This window comes from Fundidesulfovibrio putealis DSM 16056, assembly GCF_000429325.1.
Taxonomy (GTDB): Bacteria; Desulfobacterota; Desulfovibrionia; order Desulfovibrionales; family Desulfovibrionaceae; genus Fundidesulfovibrio; species Fundidesulfovibrio putealis.
Genome location: NZ_KE386885.1, coordinates 25,795 through 40,287, shown reverse-complemented (window position 1 = coordinate 40,287; position 14,493 = coordinate 25,795). Strand labels below are relative to the sequence as shown.

Annotated in this window: 13 protein-coding genes; 7 read left to right on the top strand and 6 right to left on the bottom strand. The window is 67.1% G+C overall.

From position 1 onward, the window contains the following. Positions 1–12: 12 nt before the first annotated feature. Both G453_RS0116970 and G453_RS26635 read left to right on the top strand, forming a co-directional pair. Positions 13–1,044, top strand: coding sequence for a GGDEF domain-containing protein (locus tag G453_RS0116970; RefSeq protein ID WP_027192000.1), 1,032 nt, complete (start codon positions 13–15; stop codon positions 1,042–1,044). Between the two features lie 188 nt (positions 1,045–1,232). Then, positions 1,233–4,199, top strand: coding sequence for an FAD-dependent oxidoreductase (locus tag G453_RS26635; RefSeq protein WP_051272546.1), 2,967 nt, complete (start codon positions 1,233–1,235; stop codon positions 4,197–4,199). 219 nt (positions 4,200–4,418) lie between these two features. Here the strand turns inward: G453_RS26635 and G453_RS24810 are convergent, their stop codons facing one another. After that, positions 4,419–4,688: an RNA recognition motif domain-containing protein gene (locus G453_RS24810; protein WP_051272545.1), complete on the bottom strand. Its 270-nt coding sequence runs from the start codon at positions 4,686–4,688 to the stop codon at positions 4,419–4,421. Between the two features lie 93 nt (positions 4,689–4,781). Beyond that, positions 4,782–5,639: a PHP domain-containing protein gene (locus G453_RS0116955; RefSeq protein ID WP_027191999.1), complete on the bottom strand. Its 858-nt coding sequence runs from the start codon at positions 5,637–5,639 to the stop codon at positions 4,782–4,784. 100 nt (positions 5,640–5,739) lie between these two features. Between G453_RS0116955 and G453_RS0116950 the strand changes: the two genes are divergently transcribed. From G453_RS0116950 to G453_RS26630, 4 genes are all read left to right on the top strand, one after another. Continuing rightward, positions 5,740–5,943: a Trm112 family protein gene (locus G453_RS0116950; protein ID WP_027191998.1), complete on the top strand. Its 204-nt coding sequence runs from the start codon at positions 5,740–5,742 to the stop codon at positions 5,941–5,943. Between the two features lie 75 nt (positions 5,944–6,018). Further along, on the top strand, positions 6,019–6,477 hold the full coding sequence (locus tag G453_RS0116945; RefSeq protein WP_027191997.1) for an Hsp20/alpha crystallin family protein: 459 nt from the start codon (positions 6,019–6,021) through the stop codon (positions 6,475–6,477). A gap of 111 nt (positions 6,478–6,588) precedes the next feature. Then, positions 6,589–7,446, top strand: coding sequence for a zinc metalloprotease HtpX (htpX, locus tag G453_RS0116940; protein WP_027191996.1), 858 nt, complete (start codon positions 6,589–6,591; stop codon positions 7,444–7,446). Between the two features lie 431 nt (positions 7,447–7,877). Beyond that, positions 7,878–9,350: a PP2C family protein-serine/threonine phosphatase gene (locus G453_RS26630; protein ID WP_051272544.1), complete on the top strand. Its 1,473-nt coding sequence runs from the start codon at positions 7,878–7,880 to the stop codon at positions 9,348–9,350. A 72-nt stretch (positions 9,351–9,422) separates the two neighbouring features. Here the strand turns inward: G453_RS26630 and G453_RS0116930 are convergent, their stop codons facing one another. From G453_RS0116930 to G453_RS0116910, 4 genes are all read right to left on the bottom strand, one after another. Then, the gene (locus G453_RS0116930) at positions 9,423–10,178 is read right to left on the bottom strand and encodes a hydrogenase iron-sulfur subunit (RefSeq protein ID WP_027191995.1); all 756 of its coding nucleotides are present in this window, start codon (positions 10,176–10,178) and stop codon (positions 9,423–9,425) included. After that, positions 10,175–10,681 (bottom strand): hydrogenase maturation protease, encoded by a 507-nt coding sequence (locus tag G453_RS0116925; protein ID WP_027191994.1) that lies wholly within the window; start codon positions 10,679–10,681, stop codon positions 10,175–10,177. Before G453_RS0116925 ends, G453_RS0116930 begins: the two co-directional genes overlap by 4 nt. 98 nt (positions 10,682–10,779) lie before the next feature. Further along, positions 10,780–12,132 (bottom strand): Ni/Fe hydrogenase subunit alpha, encoded by a 1,353-nt coding sequence (locus G453_RS0116915; RefSeq protein ID WP_027191993.1) that lies wholly within the window; start codon positions 12,130–12,132, stop codon positions 10,780–10,782. A gap of 6 nt (positions 12,133–12,138) precedes the next feature. Continuing rightward, on the bottom strand, positions 12,139–13,071 hold the full coding sequence (locus tag G453_RS0116910) for an NADH-quinone oxidoreductase subunit B family protein (RefSeq protein ID WP_027191992.1): 933 nt from the start codon (positions 13,069–13,071) through the stop codon (positions 12,139–12,141). A gap of 336 nt (positions 13,072–13,407) precedes the next feature. Between G453_RS0116910 and G453_RS24800 the strand changes: the two genes are divergently transcribed. After that, a complete protein-coding gene (locus G453_RS24800) occupies positions 13,408–14,484 on the top strand; it encodes an acyltransferase family protein (RefSeq protein ID WP_051272543.1) in 1,077 nt (358 codons plus the stop codon). Positions 14,485–14,493: the final 9 nt, after the last annotated feature.

Sequence of the window (14,493 nt, the reverse complement as noted above, 5' to 3'; positions counted from 1 at the left end):
ACTTGATTGCGCATGAATCAGCACCCTCACGGATCCGGCGCGTCCCAGCACTGTTTCGACGGCATCTGCGAGACCATGAACAAGCTGGGAGTGCCGCGCAACTCCAAGTGGCGCGCGCTCATCCTGTTCATGCGCTCCATCAGGGACTACGACATCTACACCCCGGAGCAGAAGCGCCAGGTGCAGGAGCTGGTCGTGGAGGTGTTGAAGGACCGCGACCTGAGCGAGGAGCGTTTCTCCGAGATGTCGCAGCGAAACGAGGAGATCCTCTCCGGGCCGTGGCGCGACAAGCTCAAGAACGCGCTGGACGACCTGTCCCACGCCATCTCCGAGTCGCGGGGCATCCTGCGCAAGCGCAAGGGCGACATCCAGCAGCTGGAAACGACCACCGTGGCCACAGTGCAGGGCGGCAAGGACCTTGAGGCCATGCTGAGCGAGATCCGCCAGGGCTTTCACGACGTCATCCGCCTGATGGAGCAGGACGCCGAGAAGCTGGAACAGCTGAGCTACACCGACTCCCTGACCGGCCTCTCCAACCGCCGGGCCTTCGAGGACGCGCTGGCCAAGGCCGTGGGGCAGGCGCGCGGGTCGGGAAGGCCCATGTGCGTCATCATGGCCGACGTGGACCACTTCAAGATTTTCAATGACCGCCACGGCCATCTGGTGGGCGACCAGGCCCTGAGCGCCGTGGGCTCGGTCATCCGCGAATGCCAGCGCCAGGTGGTGGAGCGGGGCGGCCAGATCTTCTCGGCCCGCTACGGCGGCGAGGAGTTCACCGTCATCGCCCAGGGCATGGCCCTCAAGCAGGCCATGTCCCTGGCCGAGCATATCCGCATGCGCGTGGAGAACTACGACTTCGTCATCCGCGACGTGGACGGAGAGATTCTCGAATCCGGCGTCAAGCTGACCATCAGCCTGGGCGTGGCCTGCCTGGAAGACGAATGGAGCGACATGCTGGAGCAGCGGCTGGTCAACGCCGCTGACGAGGCCCTGTACCAGGCCAAGCAGGGTGGAAGAAACCGGGTGGCGTTCCACAAGCGCTGAAACCGGACAGATGGAAAGGACCGGCCCGGGCGCGACGCGCGCAGGCCTGCCGATACCGCCTTGATTGCCAGCCAGCCGCCATGCCCGGAAACGGCGACGCCGATCGGTCCTCCCCCGATTGACGCCGACCGCTCCCGGAGCAGCATCCGCTTGACATGTCGAAAGAACTACCATCCCCGGGGGGTTTCATGTCCGATATACGGAACACTTCCGCCTGCGCGCAGGCATCCTTTCTGACCATGTGCGAGTCGCGCGCCGGAGCCGATCTCCAGGTTTACCTCGACGCCGGAGGGTTCTCCGCGCTGTCCGGCTCCGAGGCACTGTCGCGCACTGCGCTGGCCGTGGCCCTGCGCGCAAGCGGCCTTCGGGACGACCGCGCGCCCTGCTGGCCCGTGTTCATGGCGCTTGGCGTCCAGAAGGCGGGCTCGGGAATGTTGGTCGTGGACGCGCGCGATGCCTGCCAGGGAGACCCGCTTCCGGAATACCTGCTGCGCTCGGTCCCCTTCGCGCTGCTGGAAGCTCTTACCCTGGCCGGGCTGGCCCTGGGCAGACGCCAGGTGCGCATCCTGGTCTCGCCGGGGCGCGAGGCCCTTGGCCGCGAACTGTCCGAGCGGCTGGAGCAGGCGCGCAGCCTGCCGGGCGTATCACGCTCCGGGCTCGTGCTCATCGTGGCCTCGGAGCCGGGATCGCCGGAGTATGGCGTCCCCTGCCTGGACCCCTCTGAGCTGCGGCTGGGGCTTCGGGCCTGGTGCCGGATGCCCTCGGCGGCAGCCTGCGGCGCGGACGCCGCGCGCGCCGGATTTCTGCTGCACGGCCAGAAGCCCGTGGAGGTCCCCCTGGGGGCCGATCTGGCCCAGGCTCTGGGAGAGACCGGCGATCTTGCGTTGGACGAAGGACTTTCCGGTTTCTCGGCTGCAGGAGCCCCCTTGCCCCTGGACCCGGAGCTCATGGACGGGCTGGGGCTTAATCCGGGCGTGAGCCGCGTGCGGGCCATCGGCGCGAAGGAGTGCCCGGTGGATCTCGCCCGCCAGGCCCTGTACCAGCACTGGCGCATGGCGGCGGTGCGCGAAGGCCATCCCCATCGCGGGCTTCTGGCGCGCGCAGCCCGGCTGGCCACGGAGCTTGCCCTGGGGCGCGGCGGCCCCGAACAGCTGATCGAGCTGGAACAGGCGGCGCATCTGCTGGAAGAGGCGGGGCTCGCGGCGGCCAGGACGCTTCGCAGCTCGCTTGCGTCCTTTTCCGCCCAATGGATCGACCACGCGGCGGGCAACTGCACCCCCGGAGCCTGCCGGGGCAGGCGCGTGGCCCCCTGTCAGGAACGCTGCCCCGCAGGCATCGACATCCCCAACTTTTTGTCCCTCACGGGGCGGGGCGAGCACTCCAAGGCCGTGTCCATCATGGTGCGCGACAACCCGCTGCCCTACGCCTGCGGCCTGATCTGCCCGGCCCCCTGCGAGAAGGTCTGCCTGCGCGGCAAGGTGGACAAGCCCATCCACATCCGGGCCATGAAGGCCGTGTCCACCAGGGCCGTGATGGAGGCCACCGGCGGCTATCCCCCGGTGTGCCAGAAGGCTCCGGCCTCGGGGAAACGCGTAGCCGTGGTGGGCGGCGGCCCGGCCGGATTGGCCTGCGCGTCGTACCTGGGCATGCAGGGGCACGGAGTGACGCTCTTCGAGGCCATGCCCGCGCTCGGCGGCATGATGCGCTACGGCATCCCCGAGTACCGCCTGCCCAAGGCCATCCTGGACGCCGAGATCGCCACCGTGACCGGCAACGGCGTGGAGGTAGTGCTGAACAAGGCCCTGGGGCGCGACTACACCCTGGACGACCTGGCCGCGCAGGGTTTCGAGGCGGTGTTCCTGGGCCTTGGCGCGTGGACCAGCCGGGCCTTGGGCCTGGAGGGCGAGCGCATCCTGGCCGGGGTGGTCTCCGGCACGGAGTTCCTGGTGGAGCTGGGCCTTGGCCGCAAGCCCGCCGTGGGCCGCAAGGTGGTGGTGGTCGGCGGCGGCAACACCGCCATGGACTGCGCCCGCACGGCCATCCGACTGGGGGCCGAGGAAGTGCGCGTGGTCTATCGGCGCTCGCGCACCGAGATGCCCGCCGCGCCAGAGGAAGTGGAGGAGGCCGAACACGAGGGCGTGCACTTCACCTTCCTGGCCGCGCCCACGCGCCTGGAAGGCGAGGGCGGCAAGCTCACCGGCATGGAGGTGGTCACCATGGCCCTGGGAGAACCCGACTCCTCTGGCCGCCGCCGCCCGGAGCCCAAGGCCGGGTCCGAGCGGGTGATCGCCTGCGACATGATCATCTCCGCCATCGGCCAGTTCTGCGACGAATCCTTCAGCCAGGGCAGCGACGGCACCCTGGGCGACGTCTGCCTGACCAAGTGGAAGACCATCCAGATCGACCCCGCCACCCTGGCCACGGACCGCCCCGGCGTGTTCGCGGGCGGCGACGCGGCCCAGGGACCGGCCACAGTGGTGGAGGCCATCCGCGATGGCAAGCGTGCCGCCTACGCCATCGACGCCTTCCTGACCGGCCAGCCTTTCGACCCGGCCAGCGTGGAGCCCAAACCCCGCTGGGAGCAGGAACTGTTGTGCTCCTCCCACGGGTGCGGCTGGTCCGAGCACGTGCGACCGGAAATCCCCATGATGACGGTGGCGGCGCGCGCCCTGAACTTCGACCAGGTGGAGCTGGGCCTGACCCAGGACATGGCCGAGACCGAGGCCCGGCGTTGCCTGCGCTGCGACGTGTGCATCGGCTGCGGCCTGTGCCAGCTGGTGTGTTCGGAGGCGGGGGGCGACGCCCTGCGCTTCAAGGATGTGGGCGGACGTCTTGTTTTCGAGGATTTCGACCGCCCCACGGAGAAGTGCGTGGGCTGCGGGGCCTGCACCCGCATCTGCCCCACCGGGGCCATGCGCCTCGTGCTGGAAAAGGGCGAGACGGCCATCGCCTTCACCGGCCACGCCATCAGCGAGATCCATACGCCGCATTGCGCGGAGTGCGGCGAACCCCTGCCCGCCGAACAGTACCTGGAGCACCTGCGCCAGCGCATGGGCGAGCAGCTGGCCTCGAGCGCGCGCATGGACCAGGAGCTCTGCCCGTCCTGCGCGCACAAGCAGCGCGGGGTGAAGTTCGTGGCCAACCTGCTGCGCTAGCAGCCTGTTGAAAAATCCTCGCTGGCTGCGTTGCATGGAAAAAGCCAAACCCTCACGTATGCCAAATACGCATCGGGCTTGACTTTTTCCTGCGCCTTGCCAGCGAGGTTTTTGAACAGGCGGCAAGAATCGACTTCTTCAACGGGCAGCTAGGGCGGCAATTACAACGCAAAAAGGGCGCGGGCGCAGGTCCGCGCCCTTTTGCATTCCGGGGCTGCGTTACTCGGCGGCGGGTCTGGTCACGTCGGTGTTGTGCAGCTCCTGCACGATGAGCCGCTGCTGCCCCAGGGGCATGTTGTCCAGGTTGGCGATGATGGCTTGTGGGTCGGGGGTGTCGATCTTCAGGAACCCGAAGCCCCGGAACACGCCGTTCTTGCGGTCGCCCACCAGGTTGACGGCGTCCACGGTCCCGTAAGGGCGAAACAGTTCGCGGATCATGTCCTCGTCGGTCTGGTAGGGCAGGTTGCCCAGGAAAAACGTGTGCAGCATGACGCCTCCCTCAGAGTGTAGGGAGGTTTGGTAGCTCGCGGATATTGAGATGCAGTGAAGGATGTTTGACGATTCGGGAGCGCCCTGCGCGGTTCAGGCCCACAGCCCCTGCGACCGGCGTCTGTCCTTCAGGGCGTCCAGCACGGCCACGGGCACGGCCAGCCTGCCCTTGCCCACGCCCAGCTTGATGCCGGGCTTGATGGCCCCGTGGTAGTCCGAGCCGCCGCACACGCCCATGTCCAGGCGGCGGGCCAGTTCCAGGAACTCCCTGGTCTTCTGGTCGGAGTGCTCGGTGTAGTGCGCCTCAATGGCGTCCACGCCGAGCTCCTTGTAGCCGCGCACCAGGTCTTCCAGCTTCTTGCCGTTCTCGCCCAGCAGGTACGGGTGGGCCAGGGCCACCGTGGCTCCAACTGCCCGCAGCGCTGCCACCGCCGTGCCCAGTTCCAGCTCGCGCTTGGGCGCGAAGGCGCTGCCCTGGCGGCCGAGGAAGCGCTTGAACGCCGCGTCGTAGGTGCGCACGATGCCGCGCTCCACCAGGATTTTCGCGATGTGCGGCCTGCCCACCGTGCCCTGGGCCAGATCCAGCACCTGCTCGTACTCGATGGCGATGCCCTGTTTGGTCAGCTTGTCCACGATGATGCGGTTGCGCTCCTCGCGGCCGTCGCGCAGATACTCCAGGATGTTCTCAAGCTCCCCGTCGCCGGGGCGGACCCACAGCCCCAGGATGTGCAATTCGCGCGAGCCGTCCACCACGGAGAGCTCGCAGCCGGGGATCACCTCGATGCCATGTTCCACCCCGGCGGCCAGGGCCGGTTCCAGGCCGTCCAGGGTGTCGTGGTCGGTGAGGGCCACGGCGGCCAGACCGGCCTTCGCGGCCAGCCGGACGACCTCGGCGGGGGCCATTTCGCCGTCTGACGCGTTGGAATGGGTGTGCAGGTCGATGATTGTCATTGTTCAGGAAGGGTAGGGGCAATCGGCGCGAGCGTCAACGCAAGCCTTGAGGCGCGGGCCAAGCTCGCGTATGACATCCACAAACGAAACGGAGGCTCGCATGCCAATCGCCCCTGAACTGCTGGAAATCCTGGCCTGTCCCAAATGCAAGTCGGACATCGCCCTCACCCCCGAAGGCGACGGCCTGGTCTGCGCCAAGTGCGCCGTGGTCTATCCCATCCGGGAAGACATCCCCATCATGCTCATCGAGGAAGCCGTGGAGCTTTCCCGCTGGCAGGCCGGAGAGCGCCAGGCCAAATCCTGATGCTTGACATGGGGCGCGCTCTGGTTAAATACCCTGAATGCTGATGAATCCCCATATGGATCGAGGTGGTGACGCATGGCCAAGCTGAACTGGAATCCCTGGATGGGGCTGGCGGACATGAAGGCCGAAGTGGAACGGGTCATGTCCGAGGCCGCCCGCAGGGGCCGCGCCCCAAGCGGCGTGAGCGAGAAGGCGTATTTCTGGGCGCCAGCCGCCGATGTTCTGGAGACCGCAGACGCCTACGTCATCACCGTTGAACTGCCCGGCGTTGAGCGCGAGGACGTGGCCGTGGAGGTCAAGACCCGCACCTTGTGGGTCTACGGGGAGCGCCGCTTCGCCAAAGGGTGCGAGGGCGAGGCCGAAGCCGTGTACCATTCGCTGGAGCGGTCCTACGGCCCCTTTGCCCGGCGCTTCGTGCTGCCCAAGGGCGTGGACCGCAGCTCCGTGGGAGCCGTGTTCAAGAACGGCCTGCTGGAGATATCCCTGCCCAAGGAATGCCACGAGGCCCGCTGTCGGCGCATCCAGATTCTCTAGGCTTTGATCGCCTCGGGCGACGCCCCGTCCGCCACGCGGCGGGGCGGCCCGCTGCGCGACGGACCGTATCGAAAAACTCAGGAAAGACCGCTTCCGGATCGGGAGGAGACGATGACCAGTCAGTTGAAGACGGGCCTTCTGCTCGGCCTTTTGACCGCCGTGCTGGTGCTCATGGGCTCTGCCATGGGCGGCAAGACCGGGCTGGTGATAGCCCTGGTGATGGCCGTTGTGATGAACGTGGGCAGCTATTGGTTCTCGGACAGGATCGTCCTGTCCATGTACCGCGCCCAGGAACTCTCCGAGGAAGACGCGCCGGGCCTCTTCGACCTGACGCGACAGCTCGCGGCCAACGCGGGCCTGCCCATGCCCAAGCTCTATCTTGTTCCCCAGGAACAGCCCAACGCCTTCGCCACCGGGCGAAACCCCGCCAACGCAGCCGTGGCCGTGACCGAAGGGCTCCTGCGCCTGGTGTCGCCCGAGGAACTCTCAGGCATCCTGGCCCACGAGATGGCTCACATCAAGAACCGCGACATTCTGGTGCAGACCATCGCCGCCGTGGTGGGCGGAGCCATCACCAGCGTGGCCACCATGCTCCAGTGGGGCGCGATCTTCGGCATGGGCCGCTCGAGCGACGAGGAGGGCGGCGGAGGCGGAGCCTTCGGAGCCATCCTCATGGCCATCGTGGCCCCCATCGCGGCCATGCTCATCCAGATGGCCATCTCGCGCTCGCGCGAGTACCTGGCCGACGAGACCGGCGCGAAGCTGGCCGGAAACCCGCTGCCCCTGGCAGGAGCGCTCCAGAAGCTGGACGACTACGCCCACGCCATCCCCATGCATGGCGCGAACCCGGCCACGGAGAACATGTTCATCATAAGCCCCCTGAGCGGCGGCGGAGTGGCCGGGCTGTTCTCCACCCACCCGCCCACCGAGGAGCGCATCCGCAGGCTGCGCGCCATGGCCGGACGCTAACCGCACGCATAAACGCTTCTCGTCTTGACGTATCGGTTCAGGCCGGGTTCTTTGCACACCAGCAGAGAACCCGGCCTTCCTATATGGGTGTCCAGAGGGCGAAGCCCTTTGGCCGCCGGAGGCTTTCTTGACGATATAAAGAGCAAGAATTTCAGATAGAAGCCGGATTCATTCACACCGGGCTCCGCCCGGACCCGCCAGGGCGCTGCCCTGGACCCGCCAGGGGGATGATCCCCCTGGACCCTCAGTGGGCTTCGCGGGGCATGCGAACGGCTTGAGACGAGCGGGGCTGGATGATTTTGATATTCCCTACCGCAGCGCTCTGGGGTATCTGAAAGGGCATGAAAATGTCTCCGACGCTTCGCCTCTGGCTTGGCTACCTGCTGGGGTCGGTTCTTCTGGCCATCTACGGAGGCCGGGTCTGACCCTTCATGGATGCCCTGCCCCCCGTGGAACTGGGGGCGATCATCCTGGGCGGCTTCTCGCTGCCGCTGCTCTTCCGGTCGCCTTTGGAAAAGGCCCTGGTGGAGAGCCGCGACATTTTCGATCAACCCCGCTGGCAGTTCGTGCTGGACTTCAGCCTTGGATTCCTGGGCGGGGCGTTCGCCCTCAGCTTTGAGGCCATCGTGCTGGACTTCCCCCTGTTCAGCGGGGTGAAGCTGTGGATCGGCATGGCCGCCCTGGCCTTTTTCCTGGCAATGGATTCCACCCTGTCGCGCCAGCGGCGCATAATCGACCGGGCCTGCACCAAGAACTGGCGCATCCCGCCGGAGCGCATCCGCCCCATGGCCCGCAAGTTCGCCGTGGCGGGCCTGGGGTCGGCCGTGGTGGTTTCGGCGCTCCTGACCGTCATCCTGACCAACGGCGTGGACTGGCTGGCCGGGCAGACCGGCAGCCCGGCGGCCCTGGCCGAGGCCAAGCGCGCCGTGACCTTGGAAGTGGTGTACGTCACGGTGATTCTGCTGGTGGCGGTGGCCCTTCTGGTGATGCGCTACTCCGAGAACCTGCGTCGCCTCCTGGGTGAGCAGACCACAGTGCTGGAGGCCGTCAGCCGGGGAGACCTCAGCAAGTTCATCCCCGTGGCCACGGCGGACGAGTTCGGGGTGATCGCCGCGCGCACCAACGCCATGATCGAGGGGCTACGGCACCGCACCGAGCTGATGAAGGCCCTGGATCAGGCCCAGGCCGTGCAGCAAAGCCTGCTGCCGGGCAAGATCCCCCTGCGCCCCGGCATGGAGATGGCCGCCACGGCCATCTATTCCGGCCAGACCGGGGGCGACTACTACGATTTTCTGGAGCTGGCCGGGGACAATCTGGCCGTGGTGGTGGCGGACGTATCCGGCCACGGCGTGGATTCGGCCCTGCTCATGGCCTCTGCCAGGGGATTCCTGCGTCAGGCCGCGCTGTGCCTGTCGGACACCTCGCGCATCGTGACCACCCTGAACCGCCACCTGTCCCGCGACGTGGCCTCCAGCAGCCACTTCATCACCATGTTCATGCTGGTGCTGGACCCGGTGAACAAGCGCCTGGAGTGGGTGCGCGCGGGGCACGACCCTGCCATGATCTACGACCCGGCCACGGACGAGTTCTCTGAACTGATGGGGCGCGGCCTGCCCCTGGCCGTGGACCAGGAGAGCTCCTACATGGCCCGCCGCCTGGGGGAATGGCCCCAGGGCAAGGTGCTGGTGCTCGGCACGGACGGCCTGTGGGAGAGCTTCAGCCCCGACGGCTCGGTGATGTACGGCAAGGACCGCCTGCGCGAGGTCATCAGGCGCAGCGCCGCTCAGGATGCTGGGAAGTCCGCCCAGGAAATCCTGGACGCCATCACGGAAGACTGGCGCGAGTTCCTGGACGGCGGCGCGCAGGAAGACGACGTCACCCTGGTGGTCATCCGGTTCGAATAAGCCGCAAAAGAGCGAAGCCCCTGCCCGGCGGACCGGAAAGGGGCTTCGGGTTTCAGTGCGTCGAAGTCGGGCTCAGAAGCCGCTGACCCGGTTGTTTGAAGAGTCCTTGCGGAGGGCCTGCCCGGTCACCTTCAGGCGTCCCTGGCGGAATCGCTCGATCACGGCTTCCACCTCCGCCGGGCTGGCGGGCTGCTCGAAGAGTATCTCCACCCGCGAATCCCCCATGCCGTAGGCCTTCAGCAGAGAGCGCAGACCATCCACGTGCAGCGCGGCCAGACAGGTGTCCCTGCCGTATTCGCAGTCGTGGGGTGGGCAGGCGAAGATCAAAACGCCCTTCACCCCGGCCAGCAACAGCGACAGCAGCGTGCGCGCCCCGATGCGTCCCGTGCAGCGCACGTCCACCAGTTTGACGCCGTCAGGGAGCGCGACCCGCGAGAGCTGGGGCACCTTGCGCACGTTCACCAGGGGCGTGTTCAGGCCGAACTCGCCGGATTCCAGGATGCTTGGCTGGGCAAGGTTGAGCGCGCGGCAGAAGAACACCAGATGATCCTCGTTCCCGGCCTGCATCTGCTCCACCAGCTCCGTGAACTTCTCCTGGCCGATTGCGCCGCTGGCGCAGACCGAGCCGCAACGTCCGCAGTGGATGCAGGCGCTCTCGTCCAGGTGGGGGTGCTTGCCCAGGCCCCCGGAGGGCTCGCGCACGCTGTCCACGGTGATGGCCCCGCGCGGGCAGACCTCTCCGCACAGGCCGCAGCCGTGGCAGAGGGAGAAGTCGTGAATCAGGCGGTCCATGTCCATGGACAGGGACGGATGGTCGATGCGGTTCATGCGTCACTCCTTGAAGCGCTGCACAGCCGCCTGATGGCGGCCTTGAGTTCTGGGAGAGCGGCCAGGGCCTCGGGGCTCATGGTTTCGTCCATCTCTTCGGGGATGCGCGCGGCTTGCACGGTCAGCACCCGCACCTCGCAGCCCAGGCGGCTGCGCACCGCCTCCAGCAGCATCGGCGTGGGGGCCTGATGCAGGCTGGCGGGGCGCTTGCCGGGGTCTGAACTGTCGCGCAGGGGCCACTCGAGGATGCTCCCCGGCTCGCGGTCCGGCTCCATCACCGCGTCCACCACGATCAGCCGCCTGGGCGACGCGCCCGAGAGCAGCAGGTCGGCCAGCAGCGTGCGCACCGAGGTGCCCGCGTCCAGGAATACGGCTCCACTGTCTGGATGGCATTCGTCGGCCAGCTCGGCAACGGCCCTCGGCCCGATGCCATCGTCGCCGAACAGGGTGTTGCCGCAGCCCAGCACCACGACCGGCGCGCTGAACATGGCGGACCAGTCCATCAGGAACGCCTCAGCACGTCGAGCACCTCGCCCTTGGTATCCAGAAGCCGCACGGTCATGTCGACACCGCCGTCCAGGCGGTGCGTGGCGCAGCTCATTCACGGGTCGTAGGCGCGCACGCACATCTCCACGGTGTTCAACAGGCCCTGGTCGTACACGCCGCCACGGATGGCCGTCTTGGCCGCCTGCTTGAGCGAGAGGTTCATGCCCGCGTTGTTGTGGGTGGTTCCGGCCAGCAGGTTTGCGGCAGTGACCATGCCCTCGTGGTCGGTCTTCAGATGATAGATCAGGCTGCCGCGCGGGGCCTCCACGCAGCCGACGCCTTCGCCCGCGCGGGGCGCGATGGGCTGGGTGCGGATGTCGCGGCCCATGATTTCCGGGTCGGCCAACAGTTCCAGGGCCCGCTCGCAGCAGTGCACCAGCTCGATGAGCCGCGCCCAGTGGTACAGGAAGGCCTGGTGCGCGGGGCGTCCGAACTCGCGCCGGAAGATTTCCAGCTCGCCGTGGGCCTGGGGGGTGGAGATGCCCTCACACACGTTCACGCGGGCCAGGCAGTTGGTGCGGTACACGCCGACGGGCGCTTTCTCGTCCATGACCAGCCTGCCGGACTTTCGCATGTACGGGAATTTCAGGTAGCTCCAGGGTTCGACCTTCTCGGCCAGGTGTGCCAGATAGTCCGAAGCCGGGAACTCGTCGTAGGAGCCGTCCTGATCCATGAGGCGGAATATGCCGTCGTAGAGGGCCATGGCCCCGTCGTCTGGGTTCACGAGCCCCAGGTAAGCGCTGGGGTATTCGCCGAGCTCCTGGAAGAGCTTCAGGTATTTGGGGAAAATCTGCTCGCGCGCCAGCTTCACGCTCTCCAGGCTGAAGGCCAGGGCTTCCTGGGCCAGGGCGGTCAGCTCTCGGCGGTCTTCCTCCATGAGCGGCTTGGAGAAGCCGCCCACCAGCACGGCCACCGGATGGATGACCTTGCCCGCGAACTTTTCGAGCCCCATCTGGGTCTTGTAGCGCATGAGCGCGGCCTTGCGGGCCAGCTCCGGCGCGGCGCCCACCAGCCCGACCACGTTGCGGCCCGCCGGGTCGGAGTCGGGGCCGAGCACGAAGTCCGGGGCGGCCAGAAAGTAGAAGTGCAGGATCTTGTCGGGGATGGTGGCCAGCATCTGGCAGAGCTCGCGCAGCTTGGTGGCCGTGGGCGTGGGGGTGACCCCCAGGCAGGCCTCGGCGGCCTTGGTGGAGGCCAGATGGTGCTGCCAGGGGCAGATGCCGCAGATGCGGGTGACGATGCGCGGCACCTCCTCCACGGGGCGTCCCACCACGAATTTCTCGAACCCGCGCAGGCTCATGACCGTCATGCGGGCCTCGGACACGTCGCCGTCCTGGTCCAGGTGGATGTCCAGGGCGGCGTGGCCCTCTATGCGCGTGAGCGGCGCGATGCGGATGGTCTGTGACATGTCGGTCTAGTCCTCCAACTTCTTGAGGATGGCCTCGGACCCGTCGAAGCGGGAGAGATACCCCTGCTTGTCGGGCATGGCGGCGAAATTCTGGCCCACCGAGGTGAGCGCGCCCACGTAGTCCACCATGGGCATGGTGTGCGCGGAGATGCGCCCGTAGCAGCCCCGGCAGGGCACGCGCGCGCTTATGCAGCGCGGCGAGCCCGTGCGGCCTCCGCAGCCGCGCCGGGTCACCGGGCCAAGGCACATGAAGCCCTGCTCCAGCAGGCACTGCATGGCGTCCAGGCCCTGGTCGGCGTCGTAAGCGGGCTGGTCCAGCAGGCGGTGCAGGGCGGGGGAGCTGCTTTTGCCGGTGCGATACGTGGGGCACCCGTCGCAGACCGAGCGGCTGGGCAACTTCGGCGCGCGTCCGGCCAGGAGCGCCCCGATGGCCTCGGCGATCCAGTCGGGATGCGGCGGGCATCCGGGGATGGACAGGTCCACGGCCACGTGCTGGTGCAGGGCGTCGCAGCGCTCCAGCATGCGCGGCAGGTGGTGGGCTTCGGTGTCCGGATCGGGGCCGGGCACGGTGGAGGGCTGGCCGCGATAGACCATCTCGCGCATGGAGGCCGTGGAGGTCAGGTTGGCCAGGGCCGGGATGCCGCCCTCGGTGGCGCAGGTTCCCAGGGCCACCAGGATGTCGGTCTGTTTGCGCATGACGTGCAGCACTTCCAGGTGCTCTTCGTTGCGCACGCCCCCGGAGATGATGCCCACCTGGGCCTTGGGGATCTCCAGGGCGCTTCGCTCGCCGGTCTGGCCGTAGTATTTGTTGTCTGCGAGCACGGGGATGTGCACGAAGGACAGGTCCGGCAGGAGATCAAGCAGGGTCTCGCCAAGGTTCAGCAGGGCGATTTCGCAGCCCGAACACGAATTGAGCCATTCTTCCGCAATGGTGACCACTCTGGACGCACCTCTTCCCAGCCGCCCTCGGGCGGATTTTCGTTTGGCAAAACTCGCCCGTTCGCGCTGTTGGGACGCGTCCGGGTGACCTGGTGTCGCAATGTGTCTCGTGCTGCCTGTCGCTGACGTTGCCGTGAAGGCAAGGTCCGTGCTGCCCAGCCGGACCGGAACGCCACTTCTCAATGGTAGGCGGATTTATCCGGGGAACAAACCGATGGCAAGAATAATTCTTACATTGTTGTAAATTTCACAATCCAGCGTCATTGCGGGAGGTCGCCCTTGCAGGGGTATGGGGGCTCGGGTATCGTCCCTGGAGACCATCAGGAGGCGTTCCCAGTGAAGAGAGACATTCCCCAACTGCATTTCATCCGTGCCGTGGCCATGGTGGGCATCTTCCTGCACCATCTGTTTCAAGGAATAGGCCCCCTGCGCGACGCCCAGGCCGGGACCCTCATCGGCGAGGCCTTCCTGGACATGGCCCTTGGGGTGGTGGTCTTCAACGTGATGACCAGCTTCCTGCTGGCCATGCCCTACGTGGGCGCAAACCCCGCCCCCATCCCCACGCTGCGCGATTTCCTGCCCAAGCGCCTGGCGCGCCTGTGCCCGCACTACTACATCGCCGTGGCGCTGGTGGTGCTGGGCAACGCCGTGGTCTACCGGGTCATCGACCTGTCGGCCTGGCTGCCCTCGACCCTGTCGCACATCTTCTTCCTGGACCCGCTGAGGCCCCAGTCCTTCATGTCCAACACGGCAGCCTACTGGTGGCTGGGCCTGCTCATCCAGTTCACCCTGGCCTATCCGTGGCTCCTCAAGCAGTACCGCAAATTCGGCGCGGCAAAACTGACCATCGCCGTCACGCTCGTCGTCTGGCCCCTCACCGAGGCGCTGAAAATCTGGGGCCGCACGGCTCCCGGCGGCATCGGCGACACCCTGGCCTTTCTCTCCAGCTTCAACCTGCCGTCGCGCCTGCCGGAGTTTCTCATCGGCATGTGGATGGCCGAGCTCTGGAAGGAACGCCCCGAACGGGTCTGGCCCATTGACGCCAAGCTCGGCGGGCTGATCTTCGGAGCCTGCGGCGTGAGCCTTGTCCTGTGGATGCTTGGCGTGCCGCGCCCCTGGTTCGCCAACGTGGCCTGGACCCTGGCCGTGTTCGTGGTGCTGTTCGCCCTGCCGCTCGCCACCCGCCTGGGGGCGCACCCCAAGGTGCTGTGGCTCTCGGGCGCGTCCTACGCCATTTATCTCCTGCACCAGCCGATACTCAGCTACCTGGACGTGCCCGTGGCCTCGTTCTCGCCCTGGCTCAAGTTCGTGGTGCTGGGCGCGCTGGGCTGGTATTTCAGCGTGAAGGTGGCCGCCTACGTGGACGACAATGCGGCCTGGATTTCCGCGAAGCTGTCGCCCAAGAAAAGATAGCCGGGAATA

What these genes read in the sequence shown, in the direction of transcription:
- G453_RS0116970 (WP_027192000.1), top strand. Translation starts at nt 13, where the DNA reads ATGAATCAGCACCCTCACGGATCCGGCGCGTCCCAGCACTGTTTCGAC.
- G453_RS26635 (WP_051272546.1), top strand. Translation starts at nt 1,233, where the DNA reads ATGTCCGATATACGGAACACTTCCGCCTGCGCGCAGGCATCCTTTCTG.
- G453_RS24810 (WP_051272545.1), bottom strand. Translation starts at nt 4,688, where the DNA reads ATGCTGCACACGTTTTTCCTGGGCAACCTGCCCTACCAGACCGACGAG.
- G453_RS0116955 (WP_027191999.1), bottom strand. Translation starts at nt 5,639, where the DNA reads ATGACAATCATCGACCTGCACACCCATTCCAACGCGTCAGACGGCGAA.
- G453_RS0116950 (WP_027191998.1), top strand. Translation starts at nt 5,740, where the DNA reads ATGCCAATCGCCCCTGAACTGCTGGAAATCCTGGCCTGTCCCAAATGC.
- G453_RS0116945 (WP_027191997.1), top strand. Translation starts at nt 6,019, where the DNA reads ATGGCCAAGCTGAACTGGAATCCCTGGATGGGGCTGGCGGACATGAAG.
- htpX (WP_027191996.1), top strand. Translation starts at nt 6,589, where the DNA reads ATGACCAGTCAGTTGAAGACGGGCCTTCTGCTCGGCCTTTTGACCGCC.
- G453_RS26630 (WP_051272544.1), top strand. Translation starts at nt 7,878, where the DNA reads ATGGATGCCCTGCCCCCCGTGGAACTGGGGGCGATCATCCTGGGCGGC.
- G453_RS0116930 (WP_027191995.1), bottom strand. Translation starts at nt 10,178, where the DNA reads ATGAACCGCATCGACCATCCGTCCCTGTCCATGGACATGGACCGCCTG.
- G453_RS0116925 (WP_027191994.1), bottom strand. Translation starts at nt 10,681, where the DNA reads ATGGACTGGTCCGCCATGTTCAGCGCGCCGGTCGTGGTGCTGGGCTGC.
- G453_RS0116915 (WP_027191993.1), bottom strand. Translation starts at nt 12,132, where the DNA reads ATGTCACAGACCATCCGCATCGCGCCGCTCACGCGCATAGAGGGCCAC.